The sequence below is a fragment of the Embleya sp. NPDC005971 genome (assembly GCF_040629175.1).
Taxonomy (GTDB): domain Bacteria; phylum Actinomycetota; class Actinomycetes; order Streptomycetales; family Streptomycetaceae; genus Embleya.
The window spans coordinates 1-13,325 of record NZ_JBEXUX010000056.1; the positions used below are offsets into that span (position 1 = coordinate 1).

The 13,325-nt window shown below is 71.2% G+C and carries 12 protein-coding genes; 5 read left to right on the plus strand and 7 right to left on the minus strand.

The genetic code is table 11. The features are described 5' to 3' along the window. Positions 1 to 139: 139 nt before the first annotated feature. Both nagA and ABZ374_RS35780 read right to left on the minus strand, forming a co-directional pair. A complete protein-coding gene (nagA, locus tag ABZ374_RS35775) occupies positions 140 to 1,294 on the minus strand; it encodes an N-acetylglucosamine-6-phosphate deacetylase (protein ID WP_360319366.1) in 1,155 nt (384 codons plus the stop codon). A gap of 224 nt (positions 1,295 to 1,518) precedes the next feature. Next, the gene (locus ABZ374_RS35780; RefSeq protein ID WP_360319368.1) at positions 1,519 to 2,697 is read right to left on the minus strand and encodes an 8-amino-7-oxononanoate synthase; all 1,179 of its coding nucleotides are present in this window, start codon (positions 2,695 to 2,697) and stop codon (positions 1,519 to 1,521) included. Between the two features lie 78 nt (positions 2,698 to 2,775). Here ABZ374_RS35780 and ABZ374_RS35785 point away from each other — a divergent pair, with 78 nt between their 5' ends. Continuing rightward, positions 2,776 to 4,245, plus strand: a complete 1,470-nt coding sequence (locus ABZ374_RS35785) for a histidine kinase N-terminal domain-containing protein (protein ID WP_360319370.1) — start codon at positions 2,776 to 2,778, stop codon at positions 4,243 to 4,245. Positions 4,246 to 4,431: 186 nt separating this feature from the next. Here ABZ374_RS35785 and ABZ374_RS35790 read toward each other — a convergent pair whose 3' ends face one another. Continuing rightward, a complete protein-coding gene (locus tag ABZ374_RS35790; RefSeq protein ID WP_020557388.1) occupies positions 4,432 to 4,686 on the minus strand; it encodes a WhiB family transcriptional regulator in 255 nt (84 codons plus the stop codon). 314 nt (positions 4,687 to 5,000) lie between these two features. Continuing rightward, entirely contained in the window at positions 5,001 to 5,930 is a 930-nt protein-coding gene (locus tag ABZ374_RS35795) for a diacylglycerol kinase family protein (RefSeq protein WP_360319372.1), read from the minus strand. Positions 5,931 to 6,024: 94 nt separating this feature from the next. On the opposite strand from ABZ374_RS35795, the gene ABZ374_RS35800 reads away from it, so the two are divergent. Continuing rightward, positions 6,025 to 6,459 carry a hypothetical protein gene (locus ABZ374_RS35800; protein ID WP_360319374.1) on the plus strand — a complete coding sequence of 145 codons (435 nt, stop codon included), beginning with the start codon at positions 6,025 to 6,027 and terminating at the stop codon, positions 6,457 to 6,459. 86 nt (positions 6,460 to 6,545) lie between these two features. Here ABZ374_RS35800 and ABZ374_RS35805 read toward each other — a convergent pair whose 3' ends face one another. The 3 genes from ABZ374_RS35805 to ABZ374_RS35815 all read right to left on the minus strand — a co-directional run bounded on the left by ABZ374_RS35805 (position 6,546) and on the right by ABZ374_RS35815 (position 8,802). Further along, positions 6,546 to 7,535, minus strand: a complete 990-nt coding sequence (locus tag ABZ374_RS35805; RefSeq protein ID WP_360319376.1) for an RNA polymerase sigma factor SigF — start codon at positions 7,533 to 7,535, stop codon at positions 6,546 to 6,548. Continuing rightward, the gene (locus ABZ374_RS35810) at positions 7,532 to 7,963 is read right to left on the minus strand and encodes an anti-sigma regulatory factor (RefSeq protein ID WP_360319378.1); all 432 of its coding nucleotides are present in this window, start codon (positions 7,961 to 7,963) and stop codon (positions 7,532 to 7,534) included. The genes ABZ374_RS35805 and ABZ374_RS35810 overlap by 4 nt, the downstream gene beginning before the upstream one ends. A 272-nt stretch (positions 7,964 to 8,235) precedes the next feature. Then, the gene (locus tag ABZ374_RS35815) at positions 8,236 to 8,802 is read right to left on the minus strand and encodes a CGNR zinc finger domain-containing protein (RefSeq protein ID WP_360319380.1); all 567 of its coding nucleotides are present in this window, start codon (positions 8,800 to 8,802) and stop codon (positions 8,236 to 8,238) included. Between the two features lie 402 nt (positions 8,803 to 9,204). On the opposite strand from ABZ374_RS35815, the gene ABZ374_RS35820 reads away from it, so the two are divergent. The 3 genes from ABZ374_RS35820 (at position 9,205) to ABZ374_RS35830 (ending at position 13,117) form a co-directional block, all read left to right on the plus strand. Then, complete coding sequence (locus tag ABZ374_RS35820) at positions 9,205 to 10,368, plus strand: NADP-dependent malic enzyme (protein ID WP_360319470.1); 1,164 nt, start codon at positions 9,205 to 9,207, stop codon at positions 10,366 to 10,368. Positions 10,369 to 10,507: 139 nt separating this feature from the next. Beyond that, complete coding sequence (locus ABZ374_RS35825) at positions 10,508 to 11,470, plus strand: zinc-binding dehydrogenase (protein ID WP_360319382.1); 963 nt, start codon at positions 10,508 to 10,510, stop codon at positions 11,468 to 11,470. Between the two features lie 51 nt (positions 11,471 to 11,521). Continuing rightward, positions 11,522 to 13,117, plus strand: a complete 1,596-nt coding sequence (locus tag ABZ374_RS35830; protein WP_360319384.1) for an ABC transporter substrate-binding protein — start codon at positions 11,522 to 11,524, stop codon at positions 13,115 to 13,117. Positions 13,118 to 13,325: the final 208 nt, after the last annotated feature.

Here is a 13,325-nt window from a genome sequence, read left to right on the forward strand (position 1 = left end):
TCGGGTTGGGCTCGTGTGTCGTTGCACTCGCGACCCGGGCCCACCTGTCGGGCTCGACGCCGGGCGCGTGTCGGGCCGGCTCGCGACCCAGCGCCGCCGTGAAGCCCCTTCGCGGCGCTCGCCCGTTCGGGTTCGTGTGTCAGATGTCGGCCTCGTAGGCGACCACGCCGCCCACCCAGGTCTTCAGGATTTGCCAGTCGTCGCTCCACCAGACCAGGTCGGCGGCGGTGCCGGGGGAGAGGCGGCCCAGGTCGGGGCGGCCGAGGGCGTCGGCGGGGACTCGGGTGGCGCAGGTGAGGACTCGGGCCGGGGGGTTGCCCAGGGCGATCAGGTTGCGGACGGCGAGGTCCAGGGTCAGGGCGGAGCCGGCGATCGTGCCGTCCAGGTTGCGCGGGACGTCGCCCTCGACCAGGGTCACGTCGACGTCGCCGAGGCGGTAGCGGCCCGGGGGCATGCCCGCGGCGGCCATCGCGTCGGTGACCAGGGCGGTGCGCTCGCCGGCGACGCGCAGGACCAGCGAGCAGACCGGGCCCACCACGTGGTGCAGGTCCGCGATCAGGCCGGGGGTCAGCCGCGGGTCGCTCAACGCCGCGCCGACCACGCCCGGTTCGCGGTGGCCCAGACCGCGTTGCGCGTTGAACAGGTGGGTGACCATGGTCGCGCCCGCGTCCGCGGCGGCGGACATCTCGGCGGCGGTCGCGTCCGTGTGTCCGGCCGAGACTCGGATCCCCGTGGCGACGATGCGCCGAATGGCCTCGAGCGCACCGGGAAGTTCGGGTGCCAGGGTGATCAGGGTGAGTGCCTCGCGGACCGCGTCGTCCAGCAGCAGGCGGTCGACCAGCTCGGGGGTGGGCTCACGCAGGTACTGCGGCGGGTGGGTGCCGACCCGGGCCGGGGACAGGAACGGCCCCTCCAGGTGCACGCCCAGGTCGCGCGCGATGGGCTCCAGGGCGAATTTGGCGCGCAGTTCGGCGGCCCGCACGAGGGCCGCGGTGAGCGTGTCCAGGTCGCCGGTGATGAAGGTCGGGCAGAACGCGGTGACCCCGGTCGACGGGAGCTTCGCGGCGACCTCGCGCCACGCGGTCGCGTCGGCGGCCACGAAGTCGTGTCCGAACGCGCCGTTGAGCTGGATGTCGATCAGACCCGGGGTGAGCACACCGTGCGGCAGTCGGATGGTGTCGGGACCGCCGGGGCCCTCGGTCACGCCGATGATCCGCCCCTGCTCCACACCCACTTCGGCCGGGCCGACGAGCGCCCCGTCCACAAGCACGCGAGGTGCCCCAATGCCGGCCACGCGTGCCCTTCCTTCCCTGCGGGACCGCTACGCGGCCGAGCGTTCGGCGGCCTCCCGGTGCGGGCCGGGAGGCCGCCGCCCATTTTGGTTCAGACCAATCCTAGTTGTCTAGACCAATGTCGAGGGACATGCCACGTATATCGGTGGTTATCGGGGCGGGTGATGGCGAACCGAAGGAAGGCCCGGGGGAACGAGCCGGGGGCGGGGCCAGGGCAGGCCGGACCTCAGCCGGTGGCCGACCGCAGCACCGACAGGGCCCGCGACAGGTCGGCCGACGTCAGGTCCGCGCGGGCCGCCAGCCGCAGTCGGGAGATGCCGTCCGGCACCGACGGCGGTCGGAAGCAGCCGACCAGGACGCCGGCCTCGGCGCAGCGCGCTGCGGTGTCGAAGGCGAGTTGTGCCTCGCCGATGAGCACCGACGCCACCGCGCCCTCCGGCTCGGTCACCCGCAGGCCCGCCTCCCGAGCGCCCGCCGAGAGCGCGCGGGCGTTCGCCCGTACCGCGTCGGCCAGCCCCGGCTGCGCGCGCAGGATCCGCAACGCCGCCAGCGCCGCCGCCACACAGGCCGGCGCCAACCCCGTGTCGAAGATGAACGGCCGCGCCGCGTCGACCAGATGCTCGATCACCCGGGCGGGCCCGAGCACCGCACCGCCCTGCGAGCCCAGCGCCTTGGACAACGTCGCGGTCAGCACCACGTCGTCCGCCCCCGCGAGCCCGGCCGCGTGGACCGCGCCCCGGCCGCCCGGACCCACCACGCCGAGCCCGTGTGCCTCGTCCACGAGCAGGACGGCGCCGTATCGCCGTGTGACGGCCGCAAGCTCGGCGAGTGGGGCGATGTCCCCATCGACCGAGAAGACCGCGTCCACGACCACCAGGGCGCGTTCCTCGGCCCGTTCCGCGAGCACCCGGGCCACCGCCGCCACGTCCCGGTGCCCGGTGATCGCCACCCGGGCCCGGGAGAGCCGGCACGCGTCCACGATCGACGCGTGGTTGATCGCGTCCGAGACGACCAGGCCGCCCTTGCCGACCAGCCCGGCGATCACCCCGAGATTGGCCAGGTAGCCGGAGGAGAACACCAGCGCCGCCTCGGCACCCATGTGGTCGGCCAGCTCCGCCTCCAATTCGGCGTGCAACTCGGTGGACCCGGTCACCAGCCGCGACCCGGTCGACCCGCCGCCCCACGTGCGCACCGCGCGCACGGTCGCCTCGATCACCCGCTCGTCGCGGGACAGGCCCAGGTAGTCGTTTCCGGCCAGATCCAACCCGCCGGCCGTCGCCGCGCGCGGCCGCAGCCGGCGGCGCAGACCGGCCTCGATCCGCTGCTTCTCGCGGATGTCCAGCCAGTCGAGCGGATGACCGCCGCCGCCGAGCGGCTGCCGGGGGGTGGGCGATTGGGTGGACATCGATACCTCACAGGTGCGGCGAAGTGGGGCGGCCAGGATCGCAGGCGTGGTGGAAAGTACGCTGCGCGTGTGCCCTCCATGAACGATCTCGTCCGCCGTCACGGCGCGCTGCCCACCGCCGACCTGGAGTGGCTGCACCTGCTGGTGTCCGAGTGGCAACTGCTCGCCGACCTGTCCTTCGCGGACCTGGTGTTGTGGGTGCCGACCAGCGACGGGCAGTACGTCGCGGTCGCGCAGATGCGGCCGAACACCGGCGCCACCTCGCATCAGGACGACCTGGTCGGCGACTTCGTCCCGCGCGGGCGGCGGCCGATGCTGGACGCGGCGCTGGACGAGGGCCGGATCGTGCGCGAGGGCGACCCGGAGTGGCGCGACGACGTACCGGTGCGGGTCGAGGCGATCCCGGTCTCCCGGGAGGGCCGGGTGATCGGTGTGATCGCGCGCAACACCAACCTGCTGACCGCCCGCACGCCCAGCCGGCTGGAATTGACCTACCTCCAGAGCGCCGCGGATCTCGCGCAGATGATCGCCGCAGGGACGTTTCCGCACGCCGGCGAACTGCTCGACATGGACGCGTCGCCGCGCGTGGGCGACGGCCTGATCCGCCTCGACGCGGACGGCATCGTGCAGTACGCCAGCCCCAACGCGCTCTCCGCCTACCACCGCCTCGGCCTGACGTCCGACCTGGTCGGTTGCCACCTCGGCCGGATCACCGCCGAACTGGCGCCGCACGAGGGCCCGGTGGACGAGGCCATCTCCGCGGTCGCCAGCGGCTGGGCCCCGCGCGAGACCGAGGTGGAGACGCCCGCGGCGGTGGTGCAACTGCGCGCGATCCCGCTCAAGCCGCGCGGGCAGCGGATCGGCGCGATCATGCTCCTGCGCGACGTGACCGAGCTGCGCCGGCGCGAGCGCGAGCTGATCACCAAGGACGCCACCATCCGGGAGATCCACCACCGGGTGAAGAACAACCTGCAGACGGTGGCCGCGCTGCTGCGCCTGCAGGCCCGCCGGATGGACGCGCCGCAGGCCCGGGCCGCGCTGGAGGAGGCGGTCCGCCGGGTCGGCTCGATCGCGATCGTGCACGAGACGTTGTCCCAGACGCTGGACGAGCGGGTGGACTTCGACGAGATCGCCGACCGGGTGTTGTCCATGGTCACCGAGGTCGCCGCGTCCTCGGTGCGGGTGCGCACCGCCCGACACGGCAACTTCGGCGAACTGATCGCGGAGACCGCGACGCCGTTGGCGATGGTGCTCACCGAGCTGCTGCAGAATGCCCTGGAGCACGCGTTCGAGGACCCCGGCTACACCGACCGGGCGGGCACCCTGGAGGTGCACGCCGAACGCCGCGCGGAACGCCTGCTCATCACCGTCACCGACGACGGGATCGGCCTGCCGGCCGATTTCGATCCGCAGGTCTCCGGCAACCTCGGTCTGCAGATCGTGCGCACCCTGGTCGGCAGCGAACTCGCGGGCCGTTTCGACATGGTGCCCAATCCGGCTGGCGGCACGATCGTCACCCTGGACCTGCAAATCCGCCAGCGCCGCTGAGCCCGATCGCATTCGGGCCCGCCGGCCCGATTTCGCGACGCCGGGAAACTTCCGTACGTGGAAAAGCAGTTGCCCCGCCCTGGTCCGATCGGACCTTGGCGGGGCAACTGCGGCAAAGCTTTGGTGTTTCCGATGATCAAGTGTTTCCGGTGATCAAGTCCCCGGAGTGTTCAGCCTGTCGGTCGATCAGGCGGAGGCACGGGCACGGTTGCGGGCGGCGCGGCGCTTGAGAGCGCGACGCTCGTCCTCGCTCAGACCGCCCCACACACCCGCGTCCTGACCGGACTCGAGAGCCCAGCCCAGGCACTGCTCCATCACGGGGCAACGGCGGCAGACCGCCTTCGCCTCCTCGATCTGAAGCAGAGCGGGACCGGTGTTGCCGATCGGGAAGAACAGCTCCGGGTCTTCGTCACGGCAGGCAGCAACGTGGCGCCAGTCCATGCGGTCCAACTCCTCGTGGGTCAGCGGGGGCTTCCGGCCCCGCTGTGGCTTGTGAATGTGAACGCTTTCACGAACCCCCCGACAAGCAAGGGGCCGACGAAGTCGGTCCCCAGGTTTGGCAGTGGATTCGGGCGGTGAAGATGACCTTTCGGCCACGTCCCTGCCGCCTCGTAGAGCCTTACAAACCTCGGCCGCCGATACAACCCCCTTGGGCCAGGATTTTTTAAATCATCGGTGTCGACTAGGTCACACCACTACATCGAAGGGGTGAACCGGTATTTGCGTTCGAGTGAAAGGCCAAAAGGCCCTTCCACTCACACAATCACACGCAGTGCACGGGGAACCCCCCGGAAGGTCACACTCCGATGTTCTCCCAGATGGTCCCCATCGACCTGAAGGGAAACAGGTTCTTCAGTCCGAAGAGTGAACGCATCGCAGTCGTGCAGGGACACGACGTGACGCCCATGTGGAGCATTACCCGTGGAGCCCAGCATCCGGGCCAGATGGCGCAATGTGGGCAGTGTTGACATCCGGGTGAGCGCGAAGAGGTCCAATCCGGTGTCATATGACGCTTGTGGGCACGGATTCAGCGGCCGGTCGTGCAAAAACGTCCACGGCACCGTGTTCTGCACTATCCCGAGGCAGATTCCCTCGATCGGCTCCGCGCCGGGCACCTCCAGCGTCAGCGTCCCGTGTCTGCGGGAGTCCCGCTCGCCGTAGAACCGGCGCAACGCGGACCGTACGTACAGACCCGGCGTCGCGCGCCGACCGCCGGCCCGACGCTCCTCCACCCGGCCGACCACCTCGGCGTCGAATCCGATGCCGGCGCAGAACAGGAACCAGCGCTCGTCGGCCAGGCCCAGTCCGATCTCCCGACTGCGACCCGCGCGCAGCGCCTCCAACAGCAGGCCGGTCGCCTCGACCGGATCGTTGGGCATCCCGAGCGAGCGCGCGAACACGTTGGTGCTGCCGCCCGGGACCACCGCCACCGCCGGCAGCGAGGGGGCCGGACCGGCGGCGAGCAGTCCGTTGGCCACCTCGTTGGCCGTGCCGTCGCCGCCCAGCGCGATCACCAGATCGAGGCCGTCGTCCGCGGCCTGTCGGGCCAGTTCCGTGGCGTGCCCCCGATGCTCGGTGGCGACCACGTCGAGCTTGAGATCGCCGGCGAGCGCGTGCGCCAGGACGTCCCTGGTGCGTTCGCTGGTGGTCGTGGCCTTGGGGTTCACCACGAGAAGGGCGCGCATGCCACCAGCGTATCTACCGACGGGTAGGGCTCCCATGGGTCCGGGCGGGGCGCCCATGGATCGCCCGGGCGCCGGCCCCGGTTACAGTCTTGGGGTGACCGAGAGCCCTTCCGCCCAGGACCAGTCGGGCCCCGCCGGGGTCCTCCCCCTCACCTGGCGCATCTGCACCGCGGTGGTCGGTGTCGAGGCGTTCGCACTCCTCGGATACTCCCTCTATCTGACCTTCCGCAGCGAGTTCGGCCATCCGACCAACGCGTCGGAGGGCGTCGCGATCGGCATCTACCTGCTGATCCTCGCCGCCGGGATAGTCGCCGCGTTCGTGGGCATGCTGCGCGGCCGGCGCTGGAGCCGATCGCCGGCGATCACCGCCAACCTGATCGTGGTCGGCATGGGGTGGTACCTGATCAAGGCCGATCAACTCGTGATCGGCATCCTGACCATGATCGTGGGTGTGGTCACCATCGGCGTCCTTGCGACACCCGGCATGTACAACGCGCTCGAAGCGCGCCACCAGGCCCATCGGGCCTGAGTCGCCGCCCGCAGCTTTCGGCCGCGCCGCACGGCGACGAGGACCCCGGACCGACCTCGGTCCGGGGTCCTCGTCGTGGCCGCGGGCTACTCCTCGACGAGCAACCGCTCGCGCAACTGCGCGAGGGTGCGCGCGAGCAGTCGCGAGACGTGCATCTGCGAGATGCCGACCTCCTGCGCGATCTGGGACTGGGTCATGTTGCCGAAGAAGCGCAGCAGCAGGATCTTCTTCTCGCGCGGCGGCAACTGCTCCAGGAGCGGCTTGAGCGATTCGCGGTACTCCACGCCCTCGAGCGCGTCGTCCTCGGCGCCCAGCGTGTCGGCGACGGCCGGCGAGTCGTCGTCGGTGTCCGGTACGTCCAGCGAGAGCGTGCTGTAGGCGTTGGCCGATTCGAGGCCCTCGAGCACTTCCTCCTCGGAGATCCCCAGCTGCACGGCGAGCTCGGCGACTGTGGGGGAACGGCCGTTGCGCTGGGAGAGCTCGGCGGTGGCCGAGGTCAGCGCGAGGCGCAGCTCCTGGAGTCGGCGCGGCACCCGCACCGCCCAGCCCTTGTCCCGGAAGTGCCGCTTGATCTCGCCGACGATGGTCGGCGTCGCGTAGGTCGAGAACTCGACCCCACGATCCGAGTCGAATCGGTCCACCGACTTGATCAGGCCGATGGTGGCCACCTGGATCAGGTCGTCCAACGGCTCGCCGCGATTGCGGAACCGGCGGGCCAGGTGCTCGACCAGCGGCAGATGCATCTCCACCAGTCGATCGCGCACCGCGGCCCGCGCGGGCGGGTCCGATTCGAGCACCGCGAGTTGCGCGAACAGGCCGCGCGCGATCTCCCGGTCGTGGGCGTGGCGTTCGGAACCGGCGCGTCGCCGGTTCGGCACCGCCGGTCCCGTGGGCCCGGCGGATCCGGCAGGTTGTGCCGGCTTGTCCGGCCCGGTCGCCTCGACGCCACCGTCCATCGTCATGCTCGCGTCGCTCACCATGCCCTCACCCTCCCCTCGGCCGCGCCCGGCGGCCTCGTCGGGTGAGGCCGCGCTCGGCTGCGGTTCGTTGGCCGCGCCTTCGACACCACTGCTCACGTCTGCTCCGGCCCGCCACCGCGCTTCTTGTGCAGGCTGATGCTGACCACCTTGTCCTCGCTCACCGTCGCGTCCACCTCGCCGGCCAGCGCCGACAGGACGGTCCAGGCGAACGTGTCGCGCGCGGGTGTTCGGCCGTCCGTGGTCGGCGCGGACACGGTGACGTGCAACGCGTCGCCCACCAGGTTGAACACGCAGGAGAGCACTCCGCCGGCCACCGCCTGGTCGAGCAACATCGCGCACGCCTCGTCGACCGCGATGCGCAGGTCTTCGATCTCGTCCAGGGTGAAGTCGAGGCGGGCCGCGAGGCCCGCCGTCGCGGTGCGCAGAACGGAGAGATAGGCACCTTCGGCAGGCAGTCGGACCTCGACGAAGTCCCGCTGTCCGGTGCCGGCTTCGTCCGCCGTGTGTGCGGATCGCTGGGACACCCTCACCTCCAAGGTGCTGCTGTGGGTGGCCGCCGGGCGGTCACCACCGATGTCGGGGGGAACCCCAGCGACGCTACCGCGCCGGCCGACAACTGTCGTCACCGATGCGGGAACGGGTGCGGGAACGAGCGAGGCGACTGTCTACCCGAACGGTACGTCACGATATGTGATTTGACGAGTACGTAGTGTACCCGACTTTGGTAATTTCGCACTGCGAGATCGCGCCGTCCATGTACATGTGCCACAGTCCGTCGGCCGCCAACCCGCAAATGTCAGGTATGTCGTTCCGATTCCGGGTCTCGGGCCCGAATTCTGGCCCGATGCAGCGCCACGTTCGTCCGCGAGGCGCACCGATCCGAGCAGTGCCGGCGGGAGCGATTTGCGGACATGTCCAGGAAGACGTTCCGGCACGGTGCGGCCCGGCACACGCCCAGTCGGTCGATGCCGTGCGCGCTCAGCCGAACGGCCAGGCCCATGGCGGCTATCGCGGCGAAACCCTCGGCCGCGCCCACCGCGTCGCCCGCCAGGTGCAGATGCCACGGGCTCGCGTCGTGGCCGGTCAGTCGCGGGTGCACGGGGAATTCGGCGAGCAGGCCGTTGAGGGTGGCGACGGCGTCCGCCTCGCGGTCGGCCGCGGCGTCCGCGAAGACCGCCCGCAGCCGGGTGCGCACCGAGCGCAGCCGACTCACGTCGGCGTCCGTCACCCGGGGTGGGATGCGCCGAACGGGTGCGATCAGCGCGAGTACGTCCTCGGGGGAGCGCAGCAGGTCCTCGCCGCGCGCGGGCTGCTCGGTGTTGACCAGCCGGACCGCGTGCTCGGCGTAGGCGGAGAGATCCAACGACTGTCCTTCGGTCGCGGTCGCCGGCCCGACCCCGGGCGGATGCCTTCCGGTGCCGTCGAGCCCGCGTTTCGCACGGGTCGGCGGGGTCGGATGTGGCGGCGGTTACTGTCAGCGTACTGGGCGTGGCGCTACCGTCTGGGCCAGTTGCGAGAAGGGGTCTGACGCGCCATCACAAAACGGTGGTAATCGGTTCACCGCCCTGGAGTACCCCCATTCGGGGGGTGTGCCAAAATCGGCGTCACGGGTGACCCCCGTAACCTCAGCCGGATCATGTGCGCTGCACGAAGCGCCGATGTCGCTGAGGCATGCAGCCTGCGATCGCGTTTCGAGAGCTGCACTTCTACTGACAATGTCGACAAAGGGGTCACTGTGGCAGCGGAGATCATCCCGACGGACAGCATGGCGACGGACGAACTCGATCCGGTCTTCGCTCTGCACCGCGGCGGGAAAATGGAAGTTCGTTCGACCGTTCCGGTGCGCAACCGGGACGACCTCTCCCTCGCGTACACGCCCGGCGTGGCCCGGGTGTGCACGGCCATCGCGGAGAGCCCGGAACTGGTCCACGACTACACGTGGGTGGCCAACACGGTCGCGGTGATCACCGACGGCACCGCGGTGCTCGGCCTGGGCGACATCGGCCCCGCCGCGTCGCTGCCGGTGATGGAGGGCAAGGCGATCCTGTTCAAGGAGTTCGCCGGCATCGACGCCGTGCCGCTCGCGCTCTCGTGCACCGACGTGGACGAGCTGGTGGACACCATCGCCCGGCTCGCCCCCTCCTTCGGCGGCATCAACCTGGAGGACATCAGCGCCCCGCGCTGCTTCGAGGTGGAGCGCCGGCTCCAGGAGCGGCTGGACATCCCGGTCTTCCACGACGACCAGCACGGCACCGCGATCGTCGCGCTGGCCGCGCTGCGCAACGCGGCGACGGTGACCGGACGCCGGCTCGGCGACCTGCGCGCGGTCATCTCCGGCGCGGGCGCGGCGGGCATTGCGATCGCCAAGATCCTGATCGAGGCGGGCATCGGCGACCTGTGCGTGGTGGACAGCCGCGGCATCGTGCACGAGGGCCGGGACGACCTCACGCCGATCAAGCGGATGATCGCCGAGCTGACCAACCGGGCCAAGCTCAAGGGCGGCATCGAGAACGCCATGAACGGCGCCGACGTCTTCCTCGGGGTGTCCGCGGGCAAGGTGCCCGAGGAGGTCGTGGCGACCATGGCGCCCGAGGCGATCATCTTCGCGATGGCCAACCCGAACCCGGAGATCGACCCGGATCTGGCGCACAAGTACGCGGCCGTGGTGGCCACCGGGCGCAGCGACTATCCGAACCAGATCAACAACGTGCTCGCCTTCCCGGGCGTGTTCGCCGGTGCCCTGTCGGTGCGCGCCAAGCGCATCACCGAGGGGATGAAGGTGGCCGCCGCCGAGGCGCTGGCCGCGGTCGTCGCCGACGAGCTCGCGCCGGACAAGGTGATCCCCTCGCCGTTCGACGAGCGGGTGGCGCCGGCGGTGACCAAGGCCGTGGCCGAGGCCGCGCGCCGCGACGGCGTCGCACGTATCTGAGCCGCGGCCCGTGGATCGGTGATCGTCCGACGGCTCCTCGCCGACCGTCCGATGATCGACACGCATCCGCGGCGACCCGTGGACGTGTGCGGCCCGCCCGAGCGGGCGGGCCGCACACGTCGTCAGTAGGGTGCCTCCCATGTTTGCCGTGACCGCCGTGAGCATCGACACCCAGGACCCGCTGACCGGCCTTCGGCTCGGGGAACGCCCCGAACCGGGGCAGGACGGCGGGCTGCCACCCGGGTGGACGACCGTGACCGTCAAGGCCGCGTCGCTCAACCACCACGACCTGTGGACCCTCAAGGGTGTGGGCATCACCTCGGAGCGGCTGCCGATGATCCTGGGCTGCGACGCGGCCGGGATCGACGAGGACGGCAACGAGGTCGTCGTGCACTCGGTGATCGGCGGCCTGGGCACCGACGAGCCCCGGTCGATCCTGACCGAGCGCTACGACGGCACCTTCGCGGAGAAGGTCGCGGTACCGCGCTGGAACCTGCTGCCCAAGCCCGCCGAGTTGTCCTTCGAGCAAGCCTGCTGCCTGCCCACCGCGTGGCTGACCGCGTACCGGATGTTGTTCACCAACTCGGGCGTGCGGCCCGGCGGCACGGTGCTCGTGCAGGGAGCCGGCGGCGGGGTGTCCACCGCGCTGGTGGTGCTCGGCAAGGCGGCCGGCTACCGGATCTGGGTGACCAGCCGGGACGAGGCCAAGCGGGCCCGCGCGCTCGAACTCGGCGCCGACGCGGCCTTCGCGTCCGGAGCCCGGCTGCCCGAGCGGGTCGACGCGGTGATGGAGACGGTCGGCGCGGCCACCTGGTCGCACTCGGTCAAGAGCCTTCGGCCCGGCGGCACGCTGGTGATCTCCGGTGCCACCTCGGGCGACCGGCCGCAGGCCGCCGAACTCACCAGGATCTTCTTCCACGAACTGCGCGTGGTCGGCTCCACGATGGGCGACAAGGACGAACTCGCGGGTCTGCTGCGGTTGTGCGCGCACGGCGGGGTGCGGCCGGTGATCGACACCGTGTTGCCGCTGACCGAGGCGCGCGAGGGGTTCCGTCGGTTGGCCGAGGGCGATCTGTTCGGCAAGATCGTCCTCACCGCTTGATCGACACACGCCGGTCCGGGCTTGCCCGGGTCGTCTGGGAAGGACCGCCGGATGCCGTTGTCCCGTCGCCGCCTGCTCGCCCTCGGGGCCGGTACGGGGGTGGTCGCGGCTTCCGGTGGCCTGCTCGCCGCGTGTTCCGGCAACGAGCTGCGCACGGGCGGCACGCTCGTGGTGGGCCTGCCGCGATTGCCCGAGGTGCTCAACCCCGTGCACTCGACGGCCGAGTCGACGCGGTGGATCGCCGACCCCGTGGTCGAGGCGCTGTACACCTACCGGGACGACACCACGATCGGGCCGGTGTTGGCCGGGGCGGATCCGCTGATCGCGCCGGACGGGTTGAGCTGGACCATCCGGCTGCGCGCGGGGGTGCGCTTTCACGGCGGCGATCCGTTCACCGCCGAGCACGTGGTGGACTGCCTGCGCCGGGTCGGCGATCCGGCGACGGCCGGGGACTGGGCGCCGTGGCTGGCGGGTCGGTTCGGCGTGATCCAGGCACTGGACGCGCAGACGGTACGGATCGAGCTGCCCAGGCCGTTCGGGGCGTTGCGGGCCTTCCTGGCCTGCCTGCCGATTCCGCATCGGGCGACGCTGGGTGATCCTCGGGCGTTGGTGGGTACCGGGCCGTTCCGGCTCGTGAGTGCGGCCGGGGGAGTGGTCTCGCTGCGCCGGGATCCCGAGCATCACGGCAAGGCCGCGCCGCTGGAGGGCATCGATTTCCGGGTCTCGGCCGACGGGGTGGCCGATCTGAAGGCGGATCGTGTCCGGGTGTACCCGCGGCCGACGCCGGAGCAGGTGCGGCGGTTGCGCAAGGGCGACGGCACGTACGTGCAGGCCGCGAGCGGGCCGGCGGACCTGGTGGTGTTGCCGAATCTGCGCCGGCCGCCGTTCGACAACGTCGCGGTGCGGCGGGCGTTGGCCTTCGGGATGGACCGGACCCGGGTGTCGCAGGAGGTCTACCGGGGGGACGCGGTGATCGGGCAGGGGCCGCTGGGGCCGGGCAACGAGGGGTGGGACCCGGAGTACACCCCCTACGGTCGCGGGGTTTCGCCGACCGCGTCCCCCAAGCCGAGTCCGAGTGCGACCGCAGGGCCGACGGTGGAGCCGGAGCGGGTCACCGCGATGTTCGGCGAGGCGCCGGTGGCGGGGTCGCCGGGGGTGCGGTTCACGCTGCTTGCGGTGGTCGGGGACGCTGCGGAAGTGCCGGATGTGGCGCGGGTGTTGGCCGAGGGGTGGAACCGGGTCGGGTTCACCGTGGTGGTCGAGAAGGTGGACTCGGCGACGTGGGCTGCGCGGCGGCGGACCGGGGACTTCGATGTGGCGCTCGTGGATCTGCGGGGGTCGGGGTATGCGGTCGGGCGGACGGGCTTTGCGGTGTTGTCGGCGGCGGTGTCGACGAGTGTGGACAGCACGGGGTACGTGAATCCGGAGCTGGACCGGTTGGTCGAGCAGGCTCGGGGGATGGCGGATACGGCTCGGCGGGCGACACTCACGCGGGTCGCGGGGGAGATCGTGGCTCGCGATGCGGTGGTGTTGCCGCCGGTGTATCCGATGGGCGTGGTGGGGCGGAGTGGGCGGGTCGAGTCGGTGTCGGTTCGGCAGCTTGCGGTTGGTCGCGTGGCGTTGGCGAAGCTGCACCTTCGGGGTTAGGGGTTTTGGCCTCAGGTGCCGGCCGGGCTGATCTGGCCTCATGCGCCGGCCGGGCTGTTTTGCCTCATGCGCCGGCGGGGCTGGGTGGCCTCATGCGCCGGCCGGGCTGTTTTGCCTCATGCGCCGGCGGGGCTGGGTGGCCTCATGCGCCGGCCGGGCTGTTTCGCCTCATGCGCCGGCGGGGCTGGGTGGCCTCATGCGCCGGCCG

Bases quoted from the DNA above. Each gene is read 5' to 3' on its own strand.
- ABZ374_RS35830 (WP_360319384.1), top strand. From the start codon at position 11,522: ATGCCGTTGTCCCGTCGCCGCCTGCTCGCCCTCGGGGCCGGTACGGGG.
- ABZ374_RS35825 (WP_360319382.1), top strand. From the start codon at position 10,508: ATGTTTGCCGTGACCGCCGTGAGCATCGACACCCAGGACCCGCTGACC.
- ABZ374_RS35820 (WP_360319470.1), top strand. From the start codon at position 9,205: ATGGCGACGGACGAACTCGATCCGGTCTTCGCTCTGCACCGCGGCGGG.
- ABZ374_RS35785 (WP_360319370.1), top strand. From the start codon at position 2,776: ATGAACGATCTCGTCCGCCGTCACGGCGCGCTGCCCACCGCCGACCTG.
- ABZ374_RS35795 (WP_360319372.1), bottom strand. From the start codon at position 5,930: ATGCGCGCCCTTCTCGTGGTGAACCCCAAGGCCACGACCACCAGCGAA.
- ABZ374_RS35780 (WP_360319368.1), bottom strand. From the start codon at position 2,697: ATGTCCACCCAATCGCCCACCCCCCGGCAGCCGCTCGGCGGCGGCGGT.
- ABZ374_RS35790 (WP_020557388.1), bottom strand. From the start codon at position 4,686: ATGGACTGGCGCCACGTTGCTGCCTGCCGTGACGAAGACCCGGAGCTG.